The following is a 22,563-nucleotide window of genomic DNA, read 5'->3' on the forward strand; positions in this document are numbered from 1 at the left end:
TTTACCATGACAAAACTCAACTCTTTACTGCTATTTGCAGGGTTAACATCGGCGACGTTAGTGTTGCCGAGCATGGCCAGTATGATCCCATCGGTGGCGCTCGCCAGCGCCCATGCAGAGCAAAAAACTAAACGCGTGCCGGCGCTGCGCGATAAGGTTTATAGCCAATTAGCGCGGGCACAGAAGCTCGCTGATGACGGGGATGTAAAAGGCGGGCTAGCGGCACTTGACTCTGTTAAAGAGCGTGCTTCAAGCATGAATAGCTACGAAAAGGCCATGATGTACAATTTTTATGGCTTCATTTACTACAATGAAAACCGCTTGGGTGAAGCCATTGATGCTTTCGAAAATGTTGTTGCTCAGACGGATATTCCTGAAAGTTTAACGCTCAGCACGCTGTTCTCATTGGCGCAGCTGTCGATGGCCAACGATGATTATCAAGGGGTGATTGATTACCTGACCCGTTGGGATAAGGTCAATACCATAGCGCAGCCTGACAGCTATTACGTGCTGAAATCTCAAGCCTATTACCAAATGAGCCAATATCCGGATGCATTGGCAGCGATAAACACAGCTATTGCACTTGCTGAAAAAGACGGGAAAACACCGAAGGAAAATTGGCTGGTATTGCAACGTGCTTTGTATTACTCATTACAACAACCAGAGCAGGTTGTGGCGGTGATTGAGAAAATGATTGCGCTGTACAACAAGCCCGAATACTGGCTGCAATTAAGCGGTATGTATGGCGAAGTAGGGCGAGAGAAAGAGCAACTGGCTACTATTGAGGCTGCTTATCAACAAGGCTTTGTAACCAGCAAATCGGATTTACGAAACTTAGCCCAGGTTTATATGTTCAACGGCTTACCTTATAAGGCTGCGAAAGTTATGAAAACCGCGCAAGCCAAAGGTGTCGTCGCAGATAATGTTAAAAACAATGCCTTCATAGCAGAAGCTTTTGTACAAGCCAAAGAAGAGCGCAAGTCCCTTGCTTACTTTGAAAAAGCGGCTAAGCAAAGCCAAGAAGGTATTTATGACCAACGCCTTGCTGAGGTGCACTTGAATCTCGAGCAATATGCAGAGGCGGCGGATGCGGCCAGGGCAGCTCTGGAAAAAGGAGGCCTACAGCATGAGTCTAATGCATATGTGGCGTTAGGGATGGCGCAGTTTAACTTGCAGAATTTTGACGCCTCTATTTTGGCCTTCGAACAGGCGGAGAAACACAAGCGCTCTGAGCGTTTGGCGCAACAATGGATAAAATATGTAAAAAATGAAAAGCTGCATGCTGAGACATTAAAGCAGGCGCTTTTATAAAGTGTTTTATGATTAGGTATAATAGAGTTGGTTAATATAAATATTAATTAACCGTGCCTGGTCTTTAACAACCATAATCGCAACACCAAAGCCGCCCTCGGGTGGCTTTTATATTTTTAATTAATAATATTAATAACTTAATCATGTCATCATATGTTTAAATAAGTGTCACTTCATTGTCATAAAGCCACCGTATTGTATGTCGTAACTTTTAAATGCGTTAACAATAATTGACATTCAACGGAGTATAACAATGAAACTATCTGACTTATTCAAGGTCAGCCTAGTGGCTTCAGCAGTCACACTGGCAGCATGTGGCGGCGACATCGAAATCACCCCAACTGTAAATGACAACAGCACAAATACAGATAACAGTGTTAATAATTCAAACAATACATCTGGTGGTGACAACTCCGATGATTTTGAATGTGCCAGCTACGAGTCTGACTCTGGTACGGTCCAAGGTATATTTGATGGTCGTGACTGTATTTACAATGACTCCTTTGCCAGTAAAACTATTGAAATCACCAGTAACATTACGTTCTCTGAAATCCCAGATGATGGTGTGCACTTATTTGAGCAAGCACTGTTAATCGGTGAAGATGGCAACACCACAGAAGGTTTTGAAATTCCAGCGAATGGCCCAACGCTAACAGTTGAGCCTGGTGCTACCTTGGCCTTCCAATCTGGCGAAGCCATTATTCGTATCGCTCGTGGCGCAAAAATCCAAGCTAATGGCACCGAAGAGAAACCTATTACGTTCACTTCTGCTAATGCGTTTGACCGTTTTGATAGCGCAGGTGAAGGCGCTCGCTATGCAGATTGGGGCGGTATCATTATTAACGGTAATGGTATCACTGACCAATGTACTGATGCAGAGCGTGATGCAAGCACTTGTAACGTTGCCTCTGAGGGGATCACTAGCTACTTCGGTGGTGACGACAATACCGATTCTAGCGGTAGTATCAAATGGGCCAAAATTTGGTATGCAGGTTCAGGTCCTAAAGTAGGGGGTGAGGGCGATGACCTTAATTCACTTACATTAAATGCAGTGGGTTCAGGTTCAGAGTTTGAATACCTGCATATTCACCAAGGCTTCGATGATGGTATTGAATTCTTTGGCGGTGCAGCGACGATTAAGCACATTGTTGTTACCGACACGCAGGATGATTCATTCGACTTTGATGCGGGTTGGCAGGGTGCAGGTCAATTCTTATATGTACAACATGGTACTGTGACCTTGAACGACGGCACTGTGGTGAACATGGGCAACAACGGTTTCGAATCTGATGGTGTTAAGGGCGAGTCTTCACCGCAAGTGGGCCCAACTAACCCGACCCTTGCTAACATCACCATCGTGACCACAGATGGCAATTCTGTGCGAGATGATGACCCTTCTCAAGCTTACAAGTTCGACGATGAGTTCAATGCCAGCATTTACAACGCCTTATTGGTTAAGAAAAATGCGGTAAACAGCAGCTGTATTCAAGTGACTTCTGATGGCGAAAAGCAAGCCGATAACATCATGTTTAATAACTCAGTGATGGCGTGCTCTTCAAACTTCACCGATACAGATACATTCGCAGCGGGCCCATTAGCAGGGCAAACCAAGGCGTCTTGGTTCGAAAATAGCGGCAGTAGCGAAATTTTGACTGATGATGTATCGGTATTGGCTGAAAATGGCTTTGCAACAAACACTGCCTCAGCAGATGTTTCAATTAATGCTAACGATTTAAGTGGCCTAGACTCAAGCTTCTTTGAGAGCGTAGATTACATCGGCGCGGTATCTGATCAGGACACAAGCTCTAGCTGGTATAAGTGGGTTGAGACTGCTGTTAATGCAGCGGCTCAAGACTAAAAGCCTAGTTATTTAGAGTGTTAAATTGAGGCGCCTTGGTGCTTGAGCAAAGCAGTAGGCGCCTATTTTTTGTCAAACTGATTAGGATGTATATCATGTTTAAACAACATAGGCTGAGCAAACTCACCCTCGCGGTTGGCCTGGGATTGTTTGTCCACACTAATGGCCTAATCGCAGCTGAAGCAGAGCTCGCAGCGAACGATGAAATAGAAGAGGTTGTGGCTGTAGGAACTCGACTTCAAGGAAGCGCTGCAGCTGTGGTTGAAGAACGAAAAAATCAGGCATTCGTTGCTGATATTCTCGGAGCCGAGCAACTATCACGTACTGGCGACAGTGACGCTGCCTCAGCGCTTCGTCGTGTGACAGGCCTGACATTAGTTGATGGTAAGTTTATTTATGTTCGTGGTCTGGGCGAGCGTTATTCCAGTGCTAGATTGAATGGTGCCTATATCCCTAGCCCCGACCTCACTCGCAACGTCGTGCCGCTGGATATCTTCCCAGCAAGCATCATAGAAAGTATGGCGGTGCAAAAAGCCTACTCTCCCGATATGCCTGCGGCGTTCGGTGGCGGTAACATAGACATCAGAACCAAATCCATCCCCAGCGATTTTGTTGCCGGAGTGGAGTTGGGCGTTGGCTATAACACAACAGCGGATGAAGGCTATACCTATGATGGTAATGATGCCGGCGTTCCACAAGCAATGAAAGATGCGATTGTTCGCTATCAAGGAAACTTTAGCATCAACAATATAGTTAACAGAGACTATTTGCAGGACAATGAGCAAGGAACGCGTGCTCAGCAAGCGACCGCTATCAATAACCAATTGTTAAAGTCATTGCCACGAAACTATGGCCTGAAAGAAGAGTCACTTGACCCTGAAATGGGCGTCAAAGCGCACATTGGCAATAGCTTTGAAGAGGATTACTTCGGCGGTCGTATTGGCTTTTTACTATCAGGTGCGTATGTTAACGAATGGGATGCACAAACTCGCTTTTCATCTGTGATTGCACAAGATGTCGATAGCAGTTGTGCGACTAGCCTAGATTCTGCCGAGCAGGTTGCAAACTCGTGCTATAACACCGTGAAAAATTCGACGGTAACGACCGAGAACGAGCGTTATAACGCTACGGCAAGCCTTGGTTACACCTTCGATACACATAGTATTTCTGCTCAACAACTCTATATTGTCGATAATGAAGACGAAACGGAAGTAGCGATTTCACAAAGCCCGGCGGGCAGTTCAACGTTTACCATTGCCGGTGACGGGTTAGCTAATCGCAATCACGAATTCAATCTTGAAGAGCGTAAGCTCAATGTATCCCAGTTCCTTGGACAGCATACTTTCTTGGATTTATGGGGAGTCGGCTTTGATTGGCAGTATACGCGTTCGAAAGCAACCACAGATATTCCCACCAACGTTGATTTTGAGTTTCGCGATCAATACGGCGAAAACGGTCGTTACGCGGGGTCTGAGATCACCGGGGACGACAACCGCGTGATCATGTCATATACCGATATGGAAGAACGTGTAACTTCCTATGGTGGTAACTTTAACTTGCCTTTGATGTTTGATGGTGTCGATGTCGAGTTTAAAGTAGGTTATGACTTTTCGGATCGAGCGAGAATCTACAACACTTCTAGCTTCACTGTGAACAACAGTGCTGGTGCTGCGATCAATGTCAACGATGGCAGTCGTGATCCGCTGACTAACAGTGGCTATTTAAGCGATCAATTTATCGATGGCAACGCCATTTTGGTCGATTTTAACGAACCAACGCCACCAGATGCTGATGACTATATTGCTGGTCAAAAGATTGATGCTGGCTATGGCTCATTCGATGTAATGTATGACCAATGGTTGCGCATTAGCGGCGGTATACGATATGAGGAATTCAAACAAACCTCAGTTGGTACGTCTAGCCTTATTTTTGATGGCGAAGATTTGCAAACGATTTGGTCTGCCGAGAACATTGAAGATGGCACTATCTTAGAAGATGATTGGTTCCCCGCATTGTCATTAACTTATATTGGCGCAGAGCAATATCAAGTTCGAGCCGGTTACGGTGAAACCGTAGTGCGCCCTGACTTTCGTGAAGTGGTCCCTGTCACCTATTTTGATCCGCTAACCGATATTCGTACTTTTGGTCGCGTCGGTCTTAAGAGCAGTCCGATTAAGAATTACGACCTTCGCTACGAGTTCTACGGTGAAGCAGGGAACTCCTACAGTGTCGCTGCCTTTTATAAGGATATAGAAGCACCCATTGAGACCGTTTTGCGTATTGGTGATGAAGACTACTCCGCGACCTTCGTCAATGGTGAAACTGCTGATGTGTATGGTATAGAAGCAGAATGGCTTCAAGATCTGACGTTCTTGAGCGATGGACTATTTACCAGCGGTAATATTACTTTAAGTGATTCCGAAGCGAAGATAGATCCTGCTTTAGCCGGAAACCTAACTAACCCAACTAAGCGTATGACGGGTCACTCTGAATATGTCGTCAATATGCAGCTAAATTACGACTCTGCTGATGGCGTTCATAGTGCGTCATTGGTCTATAACGTGTTTGGTGAGCGTATCCTCGCCGCTGGCGTAGCGGGGCGTGATGATGCCTATGAGCAACCATTTCACTCGTTAGACTTAGTGTACACGTGGTACCCAGATTTCAACTCTAAAGTGAAATTCAAAGTCCAAAACCTGTTAGACGAGCAAAAAGAAGTGACGCAGTCAGACATCGTAGTGCGTTCACGGGAAGAAGGCGTAGAATTCAGCGTAAGTTATGCATATGAGTTCTAGTTACAGGTAACAACAAAGAAAAGCCCAGCCAGTGCTGGGCTTTTTTATATGCGTATTAACGGCATTTAATAGTCGCATAAAGAGGATAACACTGGTTTTTGCTGCCCGTACTTTTTTTAATCCACGCACTGCCATACCAGTCATAATCAGCATAAGACGATTCATCTTCGCCACAGGTAACGGTACTTCCAGAAACTTCCTGATTGTGACCGCGTGCTTCACAAAAGGTGTTGCCATTGGTTGAGCCCACAAAGAAGGACTCTAAACGCCCATTAACCCACACTTTCGGGCCATAATAGGTCACTGTTGAGGCGGCTAATGAACCTTGTTTGTTGAGCATATTCACTTCAGCGCGCGTAAAGCTTACTTGCTCTCGGTCTGGTGCTGCCAAATTGACCGCTGAGCTTTGAGCTGAGGCTGTTGATGATAGTGCTGCGACAGTCAGTGCCGCGATAGAGGTTACGAATAAATTCATGACTATTTCCTTGTTTAATTGTTAATGCACACCTCCGACTGCCTGTGTACCTACTTACTACACCATCAAGTGTTTTCAAAATAGCGACAGAATGGTTAATAAATTGTGACTAGCTAATAAGGTGATATTAGCTATATGAAATAATTTTAAGTTGTATCCAACCCACTAGTGCCTTGGGCGTTGCAGTGCTATTGTCAGAGATTCTCAGTGCTCGCTGGGTCTCACGCAATATGAATAAACTTGTAAGTAAGAGGAATCTGTAATGAAAAAAGTAGGCTTAGTAGGCTGGCGGGGGATGGTTGGCTCCGTACTGCTAGAGCGGATGCAACAAGAAAATGATTTTACTCATATTGATGTGACCTTTTTTACCACTTCACAGACAGGACAGTTGGGCCCCGAAATTGGCGGCGATGCTAAACCTTTGTTGAGCGCCTACGATGTTGACGCGCTCAAGAGCATGGATGTTGTTGTGACCTGTCAAGGTGGCGATTACACCAATGAAGTCTATGGTAAATTGCGCGACAGTGGTTGGCGCGGGTATTGGATTGATGCCGCCTCGGCGCTGCGTTTGAGCGACGAGAGCATTATTGTGCTCGACCCGGTGAATCATGATGTTATCGAGCAAGGTCTTGAACAAGGTGTAAAAACCTTCGTCGGTGGTAATTGCACGGTATCGTTGATGCTATTGGCATTGGGGGGCTTGTTTGAACAAGATTTAGTTGAGTGGGTCAGCCCCATGACCTATCAAGCGGCCTCCGGCGCCGGTGCGCGCAATATGAAAGAATTACTTAAGCAAATGGGTGATATTCATGGTGTCGTTGCCTCGCAACTTGCCGACCCTGCCGGCGCTATTTTAGAAATAGACAAGCTGGTTGCGAATAAAATGAAAGATGGTTCACTGGATTATGATCAGTTCGGTGTGCCACTAGCAGGTAGCTTGATCCCGTGGATTGATGTGCCAATGCCGTCGGGGCAAAGCAAAGAAGAGTGGAAGGCTGAGGTAGAAGCCAATAAAATTTTGGGTTCCTCGAAGCAACCTATCCCGGTTGATGGCTTATGCGTGCGTGTAGGCATGATGCGCTGCCACGCTCAGGCACTGACCATCAAATTGCGTGAGGATGTTAGCGTTAGCAAAATAGAGCAAATTCTTGCGAGTCACAACGAATGGGTGGATGTCATTGCCAACGAGCGCGGTGCATCGAGCGAAGAGCTGAGCCCTGTCAATGTCACAGGGACTTTACGAATTCCTGTTGGCCGCATTCGCAAGCTCAGTATGGGGCCTCGTTACATTAGCGCATTTACGGTGGGCGATCAGCTACTTTGGGGAGCGGCAGAACCGCTTAGAAGAATGCTAAAAATTATCTGTAACGGGTACTAAGCTGCTGTAAATAGGGCACTTTTGTGCCTTTTTATTATTCCTAGCTAGACTTTTACCAGCGCATTTCCTAGTATACCTGCAATGTGTTGGTAGGAGTCTTGCCTGTGCGTTTTATTGTTGGCTTATTTGTCCTTGTTAGTGCGCTCAGTGTGTCTGCTCACGAGTTGAAGGGCAGCTTACCAGATCATTACCCTCCTTATAGTATCGTGGGTGATACCACCAAAGGCATTATTCCTGACCTATTAGTGGCGCTGAACTCGTTTAGTGATCATGCCTATAAAGCGCAGCCAAATACCTCACGGCGCTCATTAAAGTTGTTACACGAAGGGCAAATTCATTACCGCTTTGATTCCGAGCGCTGGGTTGCAAACGCCAGTGACTATTATTGGAGTGACGCGATAGTTGAAGTGAATGATGTGTTGGTTTATCCGGCAAGCGGCCCAGCAATCAATGATATAAAACAACTGCAAAGGTTAGCAAACGACCGCCAAAAGCCGCTGCGAATTGGAACCCGCTTCGACTACCACTATCCAACTTTAATGCCGCTGCTTAATAACGGCAACATGGTCCGTGATAACTTTTACTCTGAAATAAATATGCTAAAGGCCCTGGCAGACAAAGAGCATGGGCAACTCAGTGCTGTTGTAATTGCAGAGCATGTTTATGATTATCTGTTGAGGTCAAGACCTGAGCTGGTGGGTGAATTAGTTAAAAGTAACCGCCCCATAGACACAGCTCTTTACCAGTTTCAGTTTCCAAAAACTGATAACGGGCGTATCAATATGCTTTATACTAACCGCTTATTAGATAAGTTAAGGCGTAATGGCGAGTTGGAAAAAATAGTTAATAACTATACCCAGTAATAGGTTTATTTAAGCCACTGTTTAATAAGTTCAGCAATTGCCTTATGATGGTCCTGCGCATAGCAAGAGATAACTTTTTTTTGGCGCTTGCTCTGGTCCAATTTTGACTGCTTTTTTTGATGTAAGCGTGCGAAGGGACCTTGTTTTGATTTATCATTCATTGTTTTCTAACTACTGCCTAATGACTAAATTCAGCTATATTTTACCCGTGGTGTGTATGCTCTCCCTGAGTGCTTGTAAGGGCACCCAGCGTTATCATGAAACCCAATCTCAACGCTTAGACGAGTGTGCATATAAAAATGATGATGACTATTTTGCGTGCTTAGAGCAACAAAAACAGAACTATCAGCGGTTTCAACAACAGCGTCAACAAGAAAATAATTAAGCTAAATATTTCATAGTGTTGAAATACCTACCTATACTTTTAACTTCCGCTTTAAAAATATTTATGCTGGCATGGAAGTTAACAACAAGAAAAAGCGTTTTACAATACGCGTTACACTAATAACAACCTTCATATTTGCTTGTGCCTTCACGGCTATTGCGGCTATATCACTACACTATTACTTTAGTAGTAGCCTTGCAAAAAACGCAGCGGCAACGCAGTTTGAATTAATCGCCACTCAGGTTGCCAGCCAAGCGCGACGTCAAGAGCAGGCTGCGGTAAGCCTCGCCAATGTAATTAAGCTGCAAAATATTCGCGGTGCGAGATCCATTAGCGGCGAGCAACTAGCTCGCTTTAGTGCTTTATTAAGTGCTCAAGAACAGGTGTTTTCATTATTTTACGGCTTTAGTAACGGCGATTACTTTGAAATATCTAATTTAGAGTCCACTCCCGGGATTAGGCGCGTGTGGGGTGCAGCACCTAACGACCGCTGGGTTGTTGTACAAATATATGGTCAGGGCGGCGATAGGAAAAGGTATACCCAATTTCTCGACTCCAAGCTTAACGTTCGCATACAAACTGAGGAGCCAACAGACTACGATGCTCGGCAAAGGCCGTGGTTTAAGAACGCATCACATCAAAGTGTAAATAAAATGCCCCCCTATATGTTTAGCTTTATAGGTCGCCCTGGCACGAGTTACGCGATTACCGGCAAAAATAACGTGGTAGCGGGGACCACCGTGCTGCTATCTTCTTTGTCTCGATACATGGACATACCTGATTATACCCTAACCGGCAATGGCTATTTATTTGATGACAATGGGGAAGTCAGTATAGAGCAACGTGTTGATGCGCCATCAGAACTCAACGTGACACCTATCACCTTAGACGATCGTCAGCGTGCTTATTTAGATAAAGTCGGTACTTTGCGAGTAGGGGTTATGGATGATTACCCTCCATTTGAGTACTCAGTGTCGGGGCAACCTCGGGGTTACAGTGTTGAGCATATTCGTTTATTGGCGAGGAAACTGGGGGTCGAGCTGCAATTTATCAATGGCTATCGGTTCCCGGAACTAGTGGAGCAGTTAAAGTCCGGCAAAATAGATATGTTACTTGGACTTATGAAAAACGAAGCGCGTGAGCAATTTTGTGTATTTGCAAATGGCCACTATGACACAAGGATAATTGCCACCATGCGCCAGGGGGAGGCACAAGGGCAACAACGTTTAAGTGACTTCAAAGAATTACGAATTGCTGCACAAAAAGGCTACGCAGTGACAAAGTTTTTAAAAGCGCGTATGGGCAACGCCCACTTTATTGAATACAACGATACCCTCGATGCGCTGAAGGGTCTAAACAGAGGGGAAGTTGATGTTGTGTTCGATGATGAGGTGGTTATCAACTATATCCAAGCTTACTTCTATATTGAAGGGCTTGAAAAAGTAACCCAAATTGGTGAACTAAAATCACAAAGTGACTTCAACTTTCATCACACGGTAAGAAAGGATTTAGCGCCGCTGATGACGTTTATAAATCGGGCTATTAATGAACTAAAACCAAGTTTGAAAGTAGATCTAAAACAAAAGTGGTTAGACTTTGACAGCCCCAGACGGCGTGCAGAGCTTTCACAGTTGCCCTCTAAGCAATTACTGGATATTGCCCAACAAGCACCCCTTCGCGATCGCATGCACGAAATAGAAATTGATAACAAAACACATTATGCCTATATATCGCGTGTAGAGGGGCTCATTGGTTTTAGGAATCAGGAATACATCGCGCTCATAGTCAGCGAGGATGAGGCCTTGTCGCAACTGCAATGGCAAGTAAAAAAGGCCATGTTAGTAACCTTATTTGTGTTATTTATAGTACTGATCATTATCTCCCAAATGGCGCGTAATCTAGCCAACCCCATTCAACGCTTAATTGAAGAAAATCAGAAGATTGGCCAACGAGACTATGACCATGTTCATTATGTCGACTCTCACATAGAGGAAATTCACCAACTTTCATCGGCCATGGTTAATATGTCTGAATCAATATGTGACTTTGAGGCCGGACAAAAGGAATTGCTCGATGCATTTATTCAGCTTATTGCTCAAGCAATCGATGAAAAATCGCCATACACTGGGGGGCATTGTGCTCGCGTACCAGAACTGGCGATGATGTTGGCGCAAGAAGCGAACAATCAACAGAAGGGGCCATTTGCGCACTTTGGTTTTAATTCCAAAGAGCAATGGCGTGAATTTGAGGTCGCTGCGTGGTTACATGATTGCGGTAAAATTACGACGCCGGAGCATATTGTTGATAAAGGCTCTAAGTTAGAGTGTATATATAATCGGATTCACGAAATACGTATGCGCTTTGAAGTATTATACCGAGATGCTCGTATCGATTATCTTGAAGCCGTAAGTAGAGAGCCTGAAGAGCAATTAAGGTTTTATGCAACGCTTCAACAGCGGCAAAAGAAACTAAAGGAAGAGTTTGCTTTTGTTGCTAAATGCAATGTCGGTGGGGAAATGATGTCTGAACAAGACCGCAGTAGATTGGAGTCGATAGCTGAGCAAACATGGTACCGAAATTTCGATGATTGCCTTGGGTTATCCCCGGCCGAACAGCGTCGGATGAAAGATTTTGAGCATACCACTGAAGGTGAAGAGTATTTACTTGCGGATAAAAATCGCCATATATTTGCACGTAATGAAAGGGAATTTAGCCGCAATTCAGGTTTTGGTTTTAATATGGAACCAACTGAGAATAAACAAAACCTTGGCGAGTTATATAACTTGAAGATAGGACGGGGTACTTTAACGAATGAAGATAGGTATATTATTAATGAGCATATTATTACGACCATTCGCATGTTAGAAACTCTGCCGTTACCAGAGGATTTACAGCGTGTACCTGAATATGCTGGTGGGCATCATGAAAAATTGGATGGCGGAGGGTATCCGCGAGGGTTAATTGCTGAGCAAATGTCAGTGCCTGCACGGATCATGGCCATTGCAGATATTTTCGAAGCGCTGACTGCAAATGACCGACCATATAAGGAAGCAAAAACGTTATCCCAGTCACTGAAAATTATGAAATTTATGGCGCAAGATAGGCATATAGATAAGGATCTATTTGCTTTGTTCTTAACGAGCGGCGCTTACATGGATTACGCAAGGCAACATCTTAACGATTCGCAGATTGATGACGTTGATATCAAAGATTACATAATCGGGTAGCCGTCATTTTGCAATTTGTTGTCTGAAGAAAGAACACGTCATCAGACAAATGAGTTTATTTGTTTTGATTAATGATTTGAATAAGAGGGCAGTGAAAGCGACCCTTTTTATTTTATCGTTTTAATCATTTTTTCTACTAGAACCCGCTATGTGGACAGGTTCAAAGTAAAAGGTAGAAGGACCTCGAGGATAAGAAAAATAGCAGAATCAACGTTTAAGTCAAAGAAAAGGGTAGCCGAAGCTGCCCTTCTTATTTCTATTGATAGTGACTAATTTCCTTAATGAAATTAGTCACTATGAGACTTTCAAAAAAAAAAGAAACGATCAAGGTATAGGTTCACAGCTCCAAATCAAAGTCATTTTTTGCTGCAATTTTTAGGGCTTTAATCATCCCCTCAATATCCTGTAGCTTTTCATCATATATGACTTCTTGGTCTTCATCGGTTGTCATCGACGATAACTTATCCAAACGTTCTTCATAACACTTTAAAGCTTCGTGAATGATATGATATTCGCTAACGATTAACTTCATACCTTTAGCTGGCATTTGCGAGTTCCTCTTTTGTAACTAACTTAACTCTTGATCTATCTAAACCTAGCTCTTCTAATATGCCTAGATACTTCTTAAGAGTCATATTTTTTGCTGGGGCAATCATGTAAAGACCTTCATGGCCAGGTCTCATATCTTTAACTATTTTGAGCTCTGTAGGCAAAGATGCACCTTTAACGCGAATGAAGCTCTTAGTAACAAACTCACCAGAAGAAAGGAAAAGATTAACCAAATCAGCAAAGCGGTTAAGATTATTACTGAAATTTAGTACCAAAACTTATCCTGGCAAAATAATGCCAGGATAAATATTAATACCAAAATCTGTATTTCTAAGTAATTGAGTACTTCCTTACTCGATATTTGATACTAATTGCTTGCCATTAGATAAGTATAAAATAGTGCCATCCCAAGCTGTATAAGAGGCTTTGTTGTCTGCCTCAAAAGCCTCTATTCCAGTATATTCAAATGCCCCCTCATACCAAATCTCGCCTGTGCTATCAAAGTAGATAGTCCCAGAGTAGTCTCCGTCATCTTCTCTAATTTCGGCGTAAACTCCACCGTCGGGGCCACCTATCCAAAGAGATGAAGCGGGTACGTCATCAGGCCGGGTGGGCTCATAAGTTGAACTCTGATCACAAGCTGAAAGAAAAAATACGAATGAAAGGGTTAGTAGTGTTTTCATAGAGTAAATACTGAGACATTTCAATGAGAATTCTATCCCGTCTGCTTTCTCGAAGGGGCGGTCAAAGAGTTGAGGTTAATAACTCAGTTTGTGTGTCAAACTTCTGAGCATACAACTTTATAGCTAGGAACTTAACCTCTTACCATAAAGCAAAAGCTATATAAAAAATTAATCTTCAATTCCAATAATGTGAAATTCAGCATTTGAAGATCTTATCGCATTTTCAGCGCTAACTAACAAAACATCTAACTGGCGCTTGCTATTAGTGCTCTTGGACTTTAAATAGAATTTTTTTCGAGTGTGAGGTTGAACGATAATAACTCTGACCTTGGTCTCTTCGCTTTCTTTTATACTTTCTATTTTTTTTATAAATTGTTTTGATTCGATCTGTTCTCCGTCTAGCCAACAAAACTTTCGTCCCGAAGAATCAATTCTGGCCCTCAAGTCTGAAGCTAAGTTCTTTCGCATACAGTGTCTTAAGTTCTTTACCCCCTGACTCAAAACCACATCATGAGCACCAACGGATATTCTACGATTTAAAGAACTTGATTTTGCCGCCTTAACATGAATTAAAGATATGATGTTTATACCTTCATGATTAGTTAAATGTATAAAATCAGCTGTTTCGCCAGCACCATCGTCACAAAAAAGCCAACCCTTTGGGTTTTCTGTTGTGTTAAATTTAGATCTTTCCAGCCAGTTACCATTCCATCTATTTTTTACCCAACAGAAAAGCGATTTCTCTGAGCCTATTTTATGTAGCTCTGGTTTTTCTTTTAGCTTCCCTGGTTTTTCTTTCTTTAAATCATAATCTTCAAAATCAGCCCAAATAAAACCATTGTATTCAACATCCTGGTAGCCCGTTTTAAATATCATGCCCTTAACTATCGCGTGACCAGATTCGAACCAACACTTTATTATTTCAGGGTGATTGAAAACTTTTAAATAGTGTTCGAATTCTTTCTTTTTTATTGGGTTCTTGTGTTTTATTTCAAAGTCTGCTCTGTAGTCGTTAATTAAAACTTTTACAGTTACATAGCCTACTACTTCACTATCTTTGGTTATTTTCAAAGCAATATCTGAGTCATCAAAGCTTTCTGCTATATCCGCATAATAATTATTGTAATATAGAGAACGGAGCAAATCTTTTTTTCTTTGACCATCTTCTTCTGGAAAAAGCTCATAATCGAAAAGAGAAAAGTCATATGGCTGCCTTAAGTCTTCTGTATTGGGGATCGGATAAGATAAGATACTGATAGCACCAGGCTTATTTTCAGATTCTGAGTTTAACGAATCTAGAATTTCAAAAACCCTATTACAAAAAGAATTCCAATTGCCACATGGACCTCGCCAAATTGAGGATTTAGAGGGGTTGATTCCTACGGAAGTTTTAGCGTTATTGAGAGATTGAGTTCTCACCGCAGACATCATATATGATTGATCAATCAATGGGTCCAAAGTGTCTGCTACACTATTACCACCTAATACCTTTAAATCTGCTTTGAAATTACCATTACCACCTATATCGGATAACCAGAGCATTTTTATATTGTCTTCATCGATAAATTTCTCATTCAGAGTTTCTATCGGAGCGGGTGATATCTCAGGCAATATCTTTGTGTTGAAATTCTCTCTAACATTATCTTTTTTATTATTCTCAGTGAGCAAAAACGCGTAATATTTCTTGTGCTTGAAAGATATAAATATATTGTAATCTATGTCTTTTATTTCACTTCCGGCATACCAGCTTGGTGACTTTTCTATGAGATATGGAGTGTAATAAATTTCCATATTTCTGTTGTTATCATCTTTTTTTGTTGGTGAAGTGGTGACGTCGTGGTTTGATGTCTCTTCTATTATTTTTAGAATCGTTTTATGTACAGAGTCGTGTTCTGATTTAAGCTTTTCGAAGCCTATTAGTAGTGATAAGTAAGGTTTTACTTCTTCTATATTTAAATCCACTTTCTTATTTCCTTTTTCATATGTAAAAGCCTAACACTGTCATCTTGTTAGGAAGTAAGTAGTAAGAAGTAATACAAACAAAACTTGAGACATCAGCATACTAGTTTCGCCATCAACACCTATTTTTCTGAGAATTGAATTAACGACTAAGAAGGTGAATGCGGCAATTATAATAATGGTGGTCATAACACCAAGAACTGCGCCTTGAAGGCTGGTAGTTGCTTCTTCCATGAAATTAACCTTAACGTTAGAACACTTAATCTACTGCTAGCTACTATAGCGAAAGATCACATTTAGTACCATTTCAAACGCTTACAACTTTGTGCCAGGTTAAGTTGTGGTACTAAAAGATTTATCGAGTGCGGTTATCCTGGGAGGGTTTTGGTATCATTTTGTTTGGGGCAAGCGTTAGTGTGTACGCGCCCCAAAAGGGGGCGAGCGCACACACTAGCCACTTGTTGTATTGTCGATTAAATTAGGGTTGGCCATTTCATCTGGCATGCACGTTGTTGGTTGAGATCTACAAAGAAACAAAAGGTTATTCTCAAGATAAACAAGCTGCTCTGGGCTGAACGCTGAGGAAGTGATCATCAACTTGGGTATCGAAAAGTCTAAATCAGAGGAAGAAAAAAGCGTTTACGAATCCTTGGCAAAAAAGATTAAAGCAGCAGGCCATTCTGCGGCGATGTTGTTGCTTGCTGCTGGGTTGGACCCAAAATGAGCCTGAGGGCTCTCTCTGTACGCCATAGCCTATAATTTATGTTATGTTAAGTATGTTGTTTTAATAAAGCTCCTTAAGATAGACCCTTTTTATTTAAAGAGGAAGAGCTGTTATTTGAGGGGCGTTTTCATAATTTGAAAGCGAATGGCTCACGGTTCCGTGAGCCGAGAGAACTTGATTTTAATTTAACTCGTCATCTTTCCAAAACTTGGTTCCTTTTAGAACTGCTTGCAGAGCTAATCCTGTTTCAGTCATGGAATAAATAGTCACATCGCCAACTTGGGCTTCAGCGGCAACGGCTCCACCTTCAGTTTTATGCTTTGCAGCAGCATCGGCGTTACCACCAAATGCCCAACCATTCTTAATGAAATAATTGAGTGCATCTTCGGTATGAAACACCATCACCACATTAAAATCTTTAACTCCTAAGCCTAATCCTAGCCCGGCTTCACCCATTTTCATATAGGTCCATTCGCCGGTGCGATTATTTTTTGCAACACCATAGCCACCGCCAAAACTTGCAAAGATTACGTTCACATTGGCATTATCAAATACGGCGTAACCTGCTGCAGAGGTTAGTTGATTACGAACATCCGGCTTCTGGTCATAAAGGCGATTAAGAGTATCACTGCGCATATCTTGAACTACTTGTCGCTTCTGCGCTGGCGTGCCAGTGCTTGCACATCCAGTCAGCACCGCGAACAAAGTGAAAATAAAAGAATACGTTAGCACCGATTTCGACAGTTTCATTTAAAACCCCTTCTTTATGTCCAATACTAGACAGTATCGGACTTTATGGTAAGCTATGCTTTATATTATTGTAGTTCAATTGTCAGTATGCCTACGCCACTAGTCGATACCTTTAAACAACTTCGCTATCAAATAGCGCATCTTGAAGATGATACGTTGCACAGCGAATACCCTGAACTTGCTGCATTTATAGCTCAACAAAGCTTAAACGTCGCTGAAGTTAAACAAGATTTGCTATTTATCTACCGGTTTTTATACGTATACGGTCGAAAGTCAGATGCCACTTTTACTCGGTTTCGTAATGAGATAGAACGCTTTGCTTTGTGGACTTGGTTTAATAAAACATGTTCTTTGTTTTCTTTGAAACGAGAAGATATTGAGCACTACATTGATTTTGTTGTTGAACCAGATAAAGTTTGGTGTTCCGACTCAGTGCAATGGCGCTTTAAACAGCATCAAGGTTTACGTAAAGCCAACGAAAAATGGCGACCGTTTATAGCACGCGAGACAAAGCCATCGCAACAAAGTTTAAATGCGACTTTTACAGCACTTAATGTATTTTATAAATTTGCTATTTTAGAAGAGCAAGCGTTCGCGAACTTTGTCCCAGTAGTTAAAAAGAACTGCCCCTATTTAGTTGTTCAGTCGCAAATCAATCAACCGGATACTCTCAGTGATTTGCAGTGGGAATATGTACTGCGTGTAACCGAAGAGCAATGTCAGGATGACCCTGATCTAGAACGTAACCTTTTTACTTTAGCCTGTTTGAAAGGCCTGTATTTAAGGATCTCTGAGTTGTCTGAGCGTACTAATTGGTCTCCTGTCATGTCGCATTTTTGGCAAGACGCTGATGGCTTTTGGTTTTTGCGTGTTATGGGCAAAGGTAACAAACTCCGTGATGTTACGTTAAGCCAAGATTTTATTGCGTATTTAAAACGCTACCGTTTGTATAGAGGGTTAAGTGCCCTGCCCCGTGTTGATGAGCCCTACCCACTAATTCATAAAATACGGGGGAAAGGCGGAATGACGGTTAGACAAATTCGCCGCCTTGTTGCGCAAAGTTTTGAATTGGCCAGCTCAGCGCTGGTGGTCGATGGCTTCACTGAAGAAGCGGAAAAGCTACAAGCAGCAACTGCTCATTGGCTGCGTCATACGGGGGCAACTCACGATGCTGCTTCAAGGCCGCTCAAACATCTTTCGGAAGATTTAGGCCACGCAAAAATTGCGACCACGGATCAAATTTATATTCAAACGAATATAAAAGAGCGCGCTAAATCGGGTGTTAAACGTAAACTTTAGGAACTGCATTTATGGAATATCAATTGGCAGCAGCCCTGGGCTTAGCATTTTTTATTTACTCAGTTTCCTTTCGTAGATTGGCTCGGGCTGAATTAACTGGCCCGATGTATTTTGTTATTATCGGTGCCGCGCTTGCCTGGGCATTTAGTGATGCAATGAAAGTGGATCAGCCGTTGAGCGCGCTATTACCATTAGTTGAATTGACACTTGCGGTATTTCTTTTTACTGATGCAGCCAAGACGCGTATTAATGTACTAAAGTCGCAATTCAAGTATCCTTTAGTGCTTTTGTTCGTTGCTTTACCTATAACCTTTTTTGCTACGTTTGCTTTGGCGTATTTACTTTTTCCGCACATGCACATTATTGCCTTAGCACTATTGGCCATCATCTTAACACCTACAGACGCTGCGCTTAGTAAAGGCTTGCTCGAATCGCAAAGTGTTCCAGAAAAAATACGTGAAGCGATCAATGTGGAAAGCGGTCTTAACGATGGGATGTGCGTTCCTATATTTTTATTCTTGTTTCTTTCTTGGCAGCATGGTGAGTTTCAAGGTGCGGCGACGATGCTTACATTTCTGATTGAAGAAATAGGTGTCGCACTCATTGTTGCTGTCAGTGTTACCTATGGGGCATTAAAGCTTACTCAGCTAAGCGCTACTCGCCATTACTTTGAGAAATCATCGAGTCCATTTTTAGTTTTGTCGGTCGCTGTTAGTGTGTTCACCCTCGCCCAACTCCTTGGCGGCAGTGGCTTTGTTGCGGCATTTGTTGGTGGTTTGGTTTTTGATAAATTTTATCGTGCCGACGATGATGAAAAACTAATAGAAGACAGTGAGCATATCGCAGATTTCTTTGCCTATCTTATCTGGTGTTTATTCGGTGCATATGCCTTCATCCAACTTCAAACAATAGATCTAAATATCTATAAAGTATTATTTGCATTCTTAGCTGCAACCTTAGTACGTGTGGTCCCGGTGATGTTGAGCTTAATTCCTTTTAACGAACTGTCATTAAAAGAAAAGTTTACGCTTGCTTGGTTTGGTCCAAGGGGGCTCGCATCCATTGTATTTACGCTAATGGTGTTAGAGTCTACTGAAAATGGCTTAGCCGAGTTAGCGACACTCACCATTTTGATGAGTGTCTTCATTCATGGGATCACCACTCGCCCAATTGCTAATTCCTATAAAAATAGAAATTAACTAAGCACATTCGCTAGCACCTCTATTGGGTGCTTGGGCTTAAATTGCGCGTACCGTTTTACTTGGCTACGGCATGAGAATCCCGTTGCTAATAACCGCGAAGGATCAGTGTGCTGAACGGGTTGTTGCCAACTCAATTCATATAAAGTACGGCTGTTCTCTTGGTTTTGTACTTCATGGCCGTAAGTCCCTGCCATGCCACAACACCCTGTTGCCTGAGGTTTAAGTAGTAAGCCAACACGAGAAAATATCCCCTGCCAAACATTGGCGCTGTGTGGAAGAGACGTTGTTTCACTGCAATGACTGAGCAAAGTATAAGCAGGTGTTGGTTCGAACACTGTCTGCTTAAACGGTTGATCTTCCAGCCATTCATGGGCAACGAGGACTTCAAAATCACCTCGGTTGTCACCCAAGATAGTGGCATATTCATCGCGGTAACATAACACAAGGGAGGCATCGAGCCCGACCATTGGGATACCGAGTTCACTGACCTGATTTAAAAAGTCGGCTGAGGTTTTAGCGGTTTTCGCGAATTTGGCTAAAAAACCTTTTACGTGTTGCGGTTTACCATTCGGCTTGAACGGCAACAAAATTGGCTGTTTGCCTAAAGCTTGTGCCACTTTAACGAAGCTTTCAACAAGTTCTGCTTCATAAAAGCTTGTAAATGGGTCTTGCACTATCAACACATAGTCGCGTTTTTGCTGCGCATCTAAGGAATTAAGGTATTGTAAATCAAACTTGCGCAACTGTTGCGTACGTTTAGCTAAATTTGGGTGACTTGGTGTAGGCGTATTTACATAACCTAAAGTCGCTTTAATCGCTTTTTGAACAAGGTTCGATTGCATAACAGGGGCTGTTACGCTTGAGAATTTAGCCAATAGTGGCGCAGTTTGCTCAATACTTGCTACTAAATAATCTTTTGCTGGCCGGTTATACAGGCTGTAGTAATAATTAAAAAAGCGCGCGCGGAACGTAGGCACATCGACTTTGATCGGGCATGCAGTTGTACACGCTTTACATGCTAAACACTCATCCATTGACTGCTTTACTTCATGAGAAAAGTCATACTCGCCACTGCGCTTTGCTTTTGAATTTAAAAAGCGTTCCCACCATGTGGGCCCTTCTTTTTTAGATATGGCTTTTTCTTCTTGCAATAAGTCAACGCCCTGCTCGCTTTGTAACCTTAACCATTCACGCATTAATCCTGCGCGACCTTTTGGCGAAAAGCGTCGATCACCTGTAGCCTTATAAGATGGGCACATCGGTGAGCTTGCATCATAATTAAAGCATAAACCGTTACCGTTACAGTTCATGCTGGTATCAAAACTATCACGCACCGCGACATCAATTTGTCTATCAAACCAACCGCGCTTTTTGTCATCCACACTCACTAATTGGTCATTTGACTCAAGGGGCGTACAAATTTTCCCTGGGTTCATTTTATTGTGAGGGTCGAATGCGGCTTTGATACGTCGTAACTCATTAAATAGCTGTTCACCAAAAAACTCGGGGCCATATTCACTGCGATAGCCTTTACCGTGTTCTCCCCACATCAATCCACCATACTTAGCGGTTAATGCAACGACTTGGTCTGAAATCGTGCGCAATGTTTTTTCTTGTTCAGGGTCACACATATCTAACGCGGGTCGAACATGTAAAACACCGGCATCGACATGACCAAACATGCCGTAGTGTAAATTGTGGCTATCAAGTAATGCTCTAAATTCAGCGATAAAATCAGCTAAGTTTTCTGGCGGTACGGCGGTATCTTCAGCAAAGGCTAATGGTTTTTGCTTGCCTTTGGTGTTGCCTAACAAGCCGACTGATTTTTTACGCATCGCGTAAATTTTCTGAATCTCCGAGACATCATCAGTGAGCTGATAGCCGATAACGCCAGCGTCTTTGTTGGCAATTAATTTATCGAGCTTAGCGCATAAGGCGTCTATTTTATCGCGCATATCTTCTTTGCGTTCGGCATTAAACTCGACCATGTTCAGCCCTTGCATGTCTTGGCCGGGTACATCTGTGATTAAGTCCGATACTGAATGCCAAATAATGTCTTCACGCGCTAAATTAAGCACTTTACTGTCGACCGTCTCTACGGACGTCGCTTCGGCATCTACCAAAAATGGGGAGTTGCGCAGTGCTGAGTCAAAACTATCGTATTTAATATTAATCAGCGTTTTGAACTTAGCGATGGGAGTAATAGTGAGTTTTGCTTCACTGACAATTGCCAATGAACCTTCTGAGCCGGTGATCAACCGACCGAGGTCGAACTCAGACATGTCATCGCTAAGCACATGTTCAAGATCGTATCCGGTTAAAAAGCGGTTGAGTCGTGGGAATTTTTTAAGGATCTGCTCGCGGTTGCCTACGCTCACATCAAGGGCCGTTTTATATAGCTTGCCAACAGAGGTGTCTTGCTCGGCAATCAACTCGGCCTTTTCGCGACTAATACGCTGTGTTTCCAGTTCGCTGCCATCAGCCAAAAAAGCCTTTATTGCTAAGGTGTGGTCAGAGGTTTTACCGTAGACTAAGCTGCCCTGCCCTGACGCATCAGTATTGATCATTCCACCTATAGTGGCGCGATTACTGGTCGATAAATCTGGCGCAAAAAAGTATCCATAAGGACGCAAAAAGTCATTAAGTTGGTCTTTAATGACGCCGGCTTGCACCCGTACCCACCCTTCTTGTTCATTGATTTCGATTATCTGCTGCATATGACGAGATAAATCGATAACGATGCCTGGTGTTAACGACTGACCATTCGTGCCAGTGCCACCGCCGCGCGGGCCAAAAGTAAGTTCAAGAAACGGATCATGCGAGGCAATATTGAGGGCTAGTTGAATGTCTTTGTTTGTTTTGGGAAAGATCACGCCTTGCGGTATTTGCTGATACACGCTGTTGTCGGTTGCAGCAAGCAATCGCGTGCCATAAGTGGCATCGACTTCACCACTGAAGCCTTCTTTTTTTATAGTTTTTAGATAATGCAGTACCAGCTCGGAACTGACTTGCTCTACAGTTAACTTTGCTATCATGCTGGAATTGTTCTTGGTGACGGACGCGCACATTATACCATGATGCGACCAGTTCTAAATTGAAGAATGT

General features: G+C 42.9%; 17 protein-coding genes. 9 read left to right on the forward strand and 8 right to left on the reverse strand.

The window, feature by feature from the left end; all coding sequences use genetic code 11:
* Positions 1-6: 6 nt before the first annotated feature.
* From FIU82_RS17180 to FIU82_RS17190, 3 genes are all read left to right on the forward strand, one after another.
* Entirely contained in the window at positions 7-1,311 is a 1,305-nt protein-coding gene (locus FIU82_RS17180; RefSeq protein ID WP_152441721.1) for a lipopolysaccharide assembly protein LapB, read from the forward strand.
* Between the two features lie 253 nt (positions 1,312-1,564).
* Positions 1,565-3,169 carry a hypothetical protein gene (locus FIU82_RS17185; protein ID WP_152441722.1) on the forward strand — a complete coding sequence of 535 codons (1,605 nt, stop codon included), beginning with the start codon at positions 1,565-1,567 and terminating at the stop codon, positions 3,167-3,169.
* A gap of 95 nt (positions 3,170-3,264) precedes the next feature.
* The gene (locus FIU82_RS17190) at positions 3,265-5,964 is read left to right on the forward strand and encodes a TonB-dependent receptor (protein ID WP_152441723.1); all 2,700 of its coding nucleotides are present in this window, start codon (positions 3,265-3,267) and stop codon (positions 5,962-5,964) included.
* A gap of 55 nt (positions 5,965-6,019) precedes the next feature.
* Here FIU82_RS17190 and FIU82_RS17195 read toward each other — a convergent pair whose 3' ends face one another.
* On the reverse strand, positions 6,020-6,439 hold the full coding sequence (locus tag FIU82_RS17195) for a hypothetical protein (RefSeq protein WP_152441724.1): 420 nt from the start codon (positions 6,437-6,439) through the stop codon (positions 6,020-6,022).
* Between the two features lie 262 nt (positions 6,440-6,701).
* Here FIU82_RS17195 and asd point away from each other — a divergent pair, with 262 nt between their 5' ends.
* The 4 genes from asd to FIU82_RS17215 all read left to right on the forward strand — a co-directional run bounded on the left by asd (position 6,702) and on the right by FIU82_RS17215 (position 12,292).
* The gene (gene asd, locus FIU82_RS17200) at positions 6,702-7,817 is read left to right on the forward strand and encodes an aspartate-semialdehyde dehydrogenase (protein WP_152441725.1); all 1,116 of its coding nucleotides are present in this window, start codon (positions 6,702-6,704) and stop codon (positions 7,815-7,817) included.
* 104 nt (positions 7,818-7,921) lie between these two features.
* On the forward strand, positions 7,922-8,680 hold the full coding sequence (locus FIU82_RS17205; protein ID WP_172972752.1) for an ABC transporter substrate-binding protein: 759 nt from the start codon (positions 7,922-7,924) through the stop codon (positions 8,678-8,680).
* Between the two features lie 181 nt (positions 8,681-8,861).
* Positions 8,862-9,065 carry a hypothetical protein gene (locus tag FIU82_RS17210; protein ID WP_045979997.1) on the forward strand — a complete coding sequence of 68 codons (204 nt, stop codon included), beginning with the start codon at positions 8,862-8,864 and terminating at the stop codon, positions 9,063-9,065.
* Positions 9,066-9,136: 71 nt separating this feature from the next.
* Complete coding sequence (locus tag FIU82_RS17215) at positions 9,137-12,292, forward strand: HD domain-containing phosphohydrolase (protein WP_152441727.1); 3,156 nt, start codon at positions 9,137-9,139, stop codon at positions 12,290-12,292.
* A gap of 337 nt (positions 12,293-12,629) precedes the next feature.
* On the opposite strand, the gene FIU82_RS17220 is transcribed toward FIU82_RS17215, so the two are convergent.
* The 6 genes from FIU82_RS17220 to FIU82_RS17245 all read right to left on the reverse strand — a co-directional run bounded on the left by FIU82_RS17220 (position 12,630) and on the right by FIU82_RS17245 (position 16,957).
* Positions 12,630-12,839 (reverse strand): hypothetical protein, encoded by a 210-nt coding sequence (locus FIU82_RS17220; RefSeq protein WP_053909433.1) that lies wholly within the window; start codon positions 12,837-12,839, stop codon positions 12,630-12,632.
* Positions 12,829-13,116, reverse strand: coding sequence for a hypothetical protein (locus FIU82_RS17225; RefSeq protein WP_253946372.1), 288 nt, complete (start codon positions 13,114-13,116; stop codon positions 12,829-12,831). Before FIU82_RS17225 ends, FIU82_RS17220 begins: the two co-directional genes overlap by 11 nt.
* Before the next feature lie 75 nt (positions 13,117-13,191).
* Positions 13,192-13,524: a hypothetical protein gene (locus tag FIU82_RS17230; protein WP_152441728.1), complete on the reverse strand. Its 333-nt coding sequence runs from the start codon at positions 13,522-13,524 to the stop codon at positions 13,192-13,194.
* A 168-nt stretch (positions 13,525-13,692) separates the two neighbouring features.
* On the reverse strand, positions 13,693-15,486 hold the full coding sequence (locus tag FIU82_RS17235) for a hypothetical protein (protein WP_152441729.1): 1,794 nt from the start codon (positions 15,484-15,486) through the stop codon (positions 13,693-13,695).
* 39 nt (positions 15,487-15,525) lie between these two features.
* Positions 15,526-15,717: a hypothetical protein gene (locus tag FIU82_RS17240; RefSeq protein WP_152441730.1), complete on the reverse strand. Its 192-nt coding sequence runs from the start codon at positions 15,715-15,717 to the stop codon at positions 15,526-15,528.
* 670 nt (positions 15,718-16,387) lie between these two features.
* Complete coding sequence (locus tag FIU82_RS17245) at positions 16,388-16,957, reverse strand: YSC84-related protein (RefSeq protein ID WP_022946885.1); 570 nt, start codon at positions 16,955-16,957, stop codon at positions 16,388-16,390.
* A gap of 87 nt (positions 16,958-17,044) precedes the next feature.
* On the opposite strand from FIU82_RS17245, the gene FIU82_RS17250 reads away from it, so the two are divergent.
* Positions 17,045-18,256, forward strand: coding sequence for a tyrosine-type recombinase/integrase (locus FIU82_RS17250; protein ID WP_152441731.1), 1,212 nt, complete (start codon positions 17,045-17,047; stop codon positions 18,254-18,256).
* 11 nt (positions 18,257-18,267) lie between these two features.
* A complete protein-coding gene (locus FIU82_RS17255; protein WP_152441732.1) occupies positions 18,268-19,455 on the forward strand; it encodes a sodium:proton antiporter in 1,188 nt (395 codons plus the stop codon).
* Here the strand turns inward: FIU82_RS17255 and FIU82_RS17260 are convergent.
* A complete protein-coding gene (locus FIU82_RS17260; protein WP_152441733.1) occupies positions 19,452-22,493 on the reverse strand; it encodes an FAD-binding and (Fe-S)-binding domain-containing protein in 3,042 nt (1,013 codons plus the stop codon). The genes FIU82_RS17255 and FIU82_RS17260 overlap by 4 nt on opposite strands.
* Positions 22,494-22,563 lie beyond the last annotated feature (70 nt).

It is taken from the genome of Pseudoalteromonas sp. THAF3 (assembly GCF_009363775.1).
In the GTDB taxonomy this organism is placed as follows: domain Bacteria; phylum Pseudomonadota; class Gammaproteobacteria; order Enterobacterales; family Alteromonadaceae; genus Pseudoalteromonas; species Pseudoalteromonas ruthenica.

Coding starts and splice junctions, on each gene's coding strand:
- FIU82_RS17180 (WP_152441721.1), top strand. CDS start 7: ATGACAAAACTCAACTCTTTACTGCTATTTGCAGGGTTAACATCGGCG.
- FIU82_RS17185 (WP_152441722.1), top strand. CDS start 1,565: ATGAAACTATCTGACTTATTCAAGGTCAGCCTAGTGGCTTCAGCAGTC.
- FIU82_RS17190 (WP_152441723.1), top strand. CDS start 3,265: ATGTTTAAACAACATAGGCTGAGCAAACTCACCCTCGCGGTTGGCCTG.
- FIU82_RS17195 (WP_152441724.1), bottom strand. CDS start 6,439: ATGAATTTATTCGTAACCTCTATCGCGGCACTGACTGTCGCAGCACTA.
- asd (WP_152441725.1), top strand. CDS start 6,702: ATGAAAAAAGTAGGCTTAGTAGGCTGGCGGGGGATGGTTGGCTCCGTA.
- FIU82_RS17210 (WP_045979997.1), top strand. CDS start 8,862: ATGACTAAATTCAGCTATATTTTACCCGTGGTGTGTATGCTCTCCCTG.
- FIU82_RS17215 (WP_152441727.1), top strand. CDS start 9,137: ATGGAAGTTAACAACAAGAAAAAGCGTTTTACAATACGCGTTACACTA.
- FIU82_RS17220 (WP_053909433.1), bottom strand. CDS start 12,839: ATGCCAGCTAAAGGTATGAAGTTAATCGTTAGCGAATATCATATCATT.
- FIU82_RS17230 (WP_152441728.1), bottom strand. CDS start 13,524: ATGAAAACACTACTAACCCTTTCATTCGTATTTTTTCTTTCAGCTTGT.
- FIU82_RS17240 (WP_152441730.1), bottom strand. CDS start 15,717: ATGGAAGAAGCAACTACCAGCCTTCAAGGCGCAGTTCTTGGTGTTATG.
- FIU82_RS17245 (WP_022946885.1), bottom strand. CDS start 16,957: ATGAAACTGTCGAAATCGGTGCTAACGTATTCTTTTATTTTCACTTTG.
- FIU82_RS17250 (WP_152441731.1), top strand. CDS start 17,045: ATGCCTACGCCACTAGTCGATACCTTTAAACAACTTCGCTATCAAATA.
- FIU82_RS17255 (WP_152441732.1), top strand. CDS start 18,268: ATGGAATATCAATTGGCAGCAGCCCTGGGCTTAGCATTTTTTATTTAC.
- FIU82_RS17260 (WP_152441733.1), bottom strand. CDS start 22,493: ATGATAGCAAAGTTAACTGTAGAGCAAGTCAGTTCCGAGCTGGTACTG.